We start from the raw sequence: 3,951 nt of genomic DNA, 5'->3' as shown, positions 1-3,951 counted from the left end.
CATTTTTAGCAGATTTACTACAACGGCAAATTTCCGATGAGGTAGAATACGAAGAAGAACAAATAGCAAAAGAGCATCGTGAGGAAGAGGAATACTTGCGTGGTTGGTATTATAGCAAAAATACTTTATTGGCCTAATATATAGAAAGGATTATTATGACTGATTTTATACTTGTGGGGATAGCAATACTGAGTTTGGCGAGTTTACTGTATCTGATGTTTTACGAAAAGTAGTAACTTTATTAGCCTAATGTACAGAAAGGATTATTATGACTGATTTTATAGTTGTGGGGATAACATTACTATTCTGGGTTTGGTGGATTTACTATACATGACACACCCAAAGGATTAATCCGTTTTTCATAACATATTTCAATAGCACTTTGGAACCACTCAATTGAGCAATTCCGAAGTACTATAGTAACAGAAAAAACCAAAAAGAAAGCTAAGAATACAAGTTAGCCAACATAACAGAATAACAGAAAGAATAAAAAGAATTACGGATTATGTACCAGAAATGAATTTAGAAATCAATAGTAATTTTGATAAAGGTTATTCGGTTTTGGGACTTTCAGAATTACCCTTATTTTTTTGTTTAATTATAGAAGGCAAAGTAAAGATAATATGACAAAAAAGATGGACGAATTCAAAACATTCATTGGCATCTTCAATGGAGGCTTTGCCTTCATGGACGGCCTCATTGCCTACAACACGAATGCGATCAGACCATTTATATATTTCTCTGGTAATAAGATTGCATTGTCTCAGATATTCTATTCTGTCTTTGAGAGTTTTACACCCTCCAAAATTTATGACTTCTTCTTTATCGTCCTTAATAACCTTAATATTCTTAATAGCTATTTCCAGAGCGCTACGACACGCCGAAAGGATGTTACTCGCATTCCTAGGATTGTCTTCTTTTTTAAGTCCTTCTGCTACAAACATATTATTAACAACCCCTTCAGGCCAACCTTCCGAAGAGTCGATAATACTAGTCGGTTGTGGATAAATAGAAGTTTTATACCCTTCATCAACAGGATAAGGTTCATCTACACGGCGGTGCGACTTTATCATTTCCTCGCAATCTCTTATAGAATTGCTATAAGAACAATCAAGGGCGAACAACGCAAGATTGTCGCAGTTTCTGCAAATCCCTACTGCGTAATTAATTTTGTGATTCTTATCTTTATAATAATCTCTGCCAGCACCTACGCAACATATATCATAGCTAGGATTATTTTTGCCACAATGCCCACAATAGACAGATTTATCAGTCCTCCAAATTAACATAGCAACTTTCCAAAAATAAAGGAGAAAAAAATGGATATACAACTTATAAATCGGATTAGTGATATTTGCAACCAACATCACGGACAACCAGACAAAGCCCGTGTGGATATTTTAACACTGGTTGGCAGACACGGAGCTTTTGATGTTTGTATGGCTTTACTAGAAAATGCGATTGTTGTTTATACCCGTCTTCATTTTCTACAAAAGTACAAAGATGATCATGAGTTAAATAGCCGTATTAAACCTTCTGAAACAGAGAGGAATACTCATCATGAAACAATTTGAGTTCTATGTTTTTGTTGCTATTTCCCTTTGTATTTTAGGTATGGGTTTCACTATTTCAAGAATTGTCCAGCAGTTACAAAAAGGGAAATCAATAAAAGAGTTGTTGAAACGTAAAAGGAGACGAAAATATGTCTGAGGAAAATAAATCAAATTTGCAAGATTATAGGATTAAACAGCTTGAAGAAAACCATAAAGAGCTCAAAAATGATGTAAAAGAAGTAAACACTAAAATTGATAGTTTGTCACTTAAAATGACTGAAGGCTTTTCAAAGCTTGGACTAGAAATAGCAGATACCAGAATAGAAATAGCAAATACCAGAATAGAAATGATCAAAGAGATCTCATCTAATAATAAATGGATCGTAGGTATTGGCATTAGTATATTCATTGCTATTGCAGGAATGTATGCAAAATTATTTACTATGAATTGATATTCTCTTTGGGATTAATTTACTATTCTAAACGATGGTATTTTAGGTATGAGTTTCACTATTTCATGCGTTGTCCAGCAGTTAAAAAAAAGGGAAATCAATAACAGAGTTATTGAAATGTAAAAGGAGACGAAAATGAAGCATAAACATGCATTGACTAGAATTGAGAAGTTGAAATTAGCTATCAACATCATTGTGGTATTTAGCTGTGTAGCTTTGATATGTTGGTATAAATGGAGTTAAGAAATAATGAAAAATCAAAAAAATGAACCTGATATCATACATCTTAAGTATGTCGGACTTAATGATAAGGTGCCAAAGGCACCAGAAGGATATAGTACTATTTATTTCGGTGGTTGTGTACATCATATAAAAGATGCGTATGCAGATACGAAGAAAGATTTATATGACGCATTCCATAAAGCTAAAAACACTAAGATAGTGCGAAAAAAGTAATCTTAGGGGATTAATAAAGAGTTGTGTAGACGGGATTGATTTAATGACTAGATAGTTTTAAGAATATACCTATTACAGCCACTAAGATAGTTAATAAAAATCCAGCAAACCACTTAGTTTGATTATTAATAGCGTCTTTAAGATCAGTTCTAACGTTAGCTACTTCTGTTCTAACATTGGCTATATCTTGTTTCAATTCTGTTTTAACATTAGCTATATCATTTCTAACATTAGAGATTTCTTCTTTAAGTTCTGCTTTAGTTGCAAGATGTGGTAAAGTCGTTTCTAACTTTGCAAAACGCACTTCAACACTATCTTTTGGAGTTTTTTGTTTTATAGCTGTGTTAGTAGTCATAATAACATTATACTTGAGTTAGACTAAAAGAGTCAAAGTTTATTTGTAGATATGGCTACGATGATTTACTACTTCAATAGTTTAGATGGTGGTGAATAGTTTTAGGGAAAGTTAATGACCAGAAAACCTTAAAATTATACCTATTGTAGCGGTTGCTATAGTTATCATTGTTCCTATAATCCAATAAGTGTTAGAACTCATTTTATTTATGAAATCTACTCGAATATCTGCTAGAGCTTTATTAGTATTTTTATTGTTTTTTGCCATATCTACCCGAATATCAGCTAGTGCTTTGGTAATCTTTTCGCTATTTTTTGTCATATCTACCCTAATATCGGCTAGACCATTGGTAAATTCACGGAGGCTATAATCAACTTTACTATCAGTCATTGATCATCTCCCCGAAATCACAGGCTTGTTATTTAATCTTCTGAAAATGTCTTTTCTGGTAGTATCATCACATTTATATGTGAGCCGAACAACTCTAAGAGTATGTACATTGAATATTCTTTTCATAGGCTCCGTAAGATCAAAAAAATTCCAACCATTTAGTTTATCCAAACGTTCTAGTTTTTGTAATTTCAACTCGTTGTTTACAAAGCGTCGTAGTGTTTCTATTCTTTGGTAACCATCTAGGATTTCAAGGCATCCATCATTTTTAACATCTACAACGAATAAATAAGGTATTGGCAAATCCATAAATAAAGATTCTATGAATTTAGATTGTCTTGTTTTATCCCATATGAAGTTACGATGAGAATTAGATATATAGATTTCTGTACAAGCCCCCTTGTCAATAACATCTACGGACTTAGTGAATTTTCCCACGATGGTTTCAATTGGATACTCTAGAATTCGATAATTTGTTGTTTTACGTACACTATTGATTTGTTCTTCTATTAATCCTAAAGCGTGTTCATCTCTTTTCAAATTCATTTTTCTCATCTCACTTTTAAGGCTTTGCATAAATAAGTTCTTCTGTTGGTTGCTGTTTAAGAAGTGCTATTTGAGCTTCTAAAACGTCTTCTTCTTCCTTAGTCATATCTAGCGGTTCTAATAGCGGTTCTACTCCGTTTTTACTCCTATATCGGCGTTGCCGTTCGGCTACTTTGTCCTTATTATTAAAGCGGTATCG

Annotated in this window: 9 protein-coding genes; 4 read left to right on the top strand and 5 right to left on the bottom strand. The window is 33.0% G+C overall.

What is annotated here, in order from left to right; genetic code table 11:
* Positions 1-551: 551 nt before the first annotated feature.
* Positions 552-1,289 carry a DUF4145 domain-containing protein gene (locus GY664_RS05015; RefSeq protein ID WP_333948391.1) on the bottom strand — a complete coding sequence of 246 codons (738 nt, stop codon included), beginning with the start codon at positions 1,287-1,289 and terminating at the stop codon, positions 552-554.
* Positions 1,290-1,319: 30 nt separating this feature from the next.
* Here GY664_RS05015 and GY664_RS05010 point away from each other — a divergent pair, with 30 nt between their 5' ends.
* From GY664_RS05010 to GY664_RS04995, 4 genes are all read left to right on the top strand, one after another.
* Positions 1,320-1,574, top strand: coding sequence for a hypothetical protein (locus GY664_RS05010; RefSeq protein ID WP_333948390.1), 255 nt, complete (start codon positions 1,320-1,322; stop codon positions 1,572-1,574).
* On the top strand, positions 1,561-1,710 hold the full coding sequence (locus tag GY664_RS05005; RefSeq protein ID WP_333948389.1) for a hypothetical protein: 150 nt from the start codon (positions 1,561-1,563) through the stop codon (positions 1,708-1,710). Before GY664_RS05010 ends, GY664_RS05005 begins: the two co-directional genes overlap by 14 nt.
* Complete coding sequence (locus GY664_RS05000; RefSeq protein ID WP_333948388.1) at positions 1,703-2,005, top strand: hypothetical protein; 303 nt, start codon at positions 1,703-1,705, stop codon at positions 2,003-2,005. Before GY664_RS05005 ends, GY664_RS05000 begins: the two co-directional genes overlap by 8 nt.
* A gap of 249 nt (positions 2,006-2,254) precedes the next feature.
* Entirely contained in the window at positions 2,255-2,461 is a 207-nt protein-coding gene (locus GY664_RS04995) for a hypothetical protein (protein WP_333948386.1), read from the top strand.
* Between the two features lie 40 nt (positions 2,462-2,501).
* Here the strand turns inward: GY664_RS04995 and GY664_RS04990 are convergent, their stop codons facing one another.
* From GY664_RS04990 to GY664_RS04975, 4 genes are all read right to left on the bottom strand, one after another.
* Complete coding sequence (locus GY664_RS04990) at positions 2,502-2,816, bottom strand: hypothetical protein (RefSeq protein ID WP_333948385.1); 315 nt, start codon at positions 2,814-2,816, stop codon at positions 2,502-2,504.
* Positions 2,817-2,927: 111 nt separating this feature from the next.
* On the bottom strand, positions 2,928-3,206 hold the full coding sequence (locus GY664_RS04985) for a hypothetical protein (RefSeq protein WP_333948384.1): 279 nt from the start codon (positions 3,204-3,206) through the stop codon (positions 2,928-2,930).
* Between the two features lie 3 nt (positions 3,207-3,209).
* Positions 3,210-3,782 (bottom strand): DUF262 domain-containing protein, encoded by a 573-nt coding sequence (locus GY664_RS04980; protein WP_333948383.1) that lies wholly within the window; start codon positions 3,780-3,782, stop codon positions 3,210-3,212.
* Positions 3,769-3,951, bottom strand: a 183-nt coding sequence (locus tag GY664_RS04975) for a hypothetical protein (protein WP_408612140.1), incomplete at its 5' end; no start/stop codon positions are given. The genes GY664_RS04975 and GY664_RS04980, both read right to left, overlap by 14 nt.

The sequence above is a fragment of the Candidatus Liberibacter brunswickensis genome (assembly GCF_036858155.1).
GTDB classification, from domain to species: Bacteria; Pseudomonadota; Alphaproteobacteria; order Rhizobiales; family Rhizobiaceae; genus Liberibacter; species Liberibacter brunswickensis.
Note: the sequence above shows the minus strand (reverse complement) of the source record. Positions and strands in the feature narration are given on the sequence as shown.

Bases quoted from the DNA above. Each gene is read 5' to 3' on its own strand.
- GY664_RS04995 (WP_333948386.1), top strand. From the start codon at position 2,255: ATGAAAAATCAAAAAAATGAACCTGATATCATACATCTTAAGTATGTC.
- GY664_RS05000 (WP_333948388.1), top strand. From the start codon at position 1,703: ATGTCTGAGGAAAATAAATCAAATTTGCAAGATTATAGGATTAAACAG.
- GY664_RS05010 (WP_333948390.1), top strand. From the start codon at position 1,320: ATGGATATACAACTTATAAATCGGATTAGTGATATTTGCAACCAACAT.
- GY664_RS05015 (WP_333948391.1), bottom strand. From the start codon at position 1,289: ATGTTAATTTGGAGGACTGATAAATCTGTCTATTGTGGGCATTGTGGC.
- GY664_RS04980 (WP_333948383.1), bottom strand. From the start codon at position 3,782: ATGCAAAGCCTTAAAAGTGAGATGAGAAAAATGAATTTGAAAAGAGAT.
- GY664_RS04985 (WP_333948384.1), bottom strand. From the start codon at position 3,206: ATGACTGATAGTAAAGTTGATTATAGCCTCCGTGAATTTACCAATGGT.
- GY664_RS04990 (WP_333948385.1), bottom strand. From the start codon at position 2,816: ATGACTACTAACACAGCTATAAAACAAAAAACTCCAAAAGATAGTGTT.
- GY664_RS05005 (WP_333948389.1), top strand. From the start codon at position 1,561: ATGAAACAATTTGAGTTCTATGTTTTTGTTGCTATTTCCCTTTGTATT.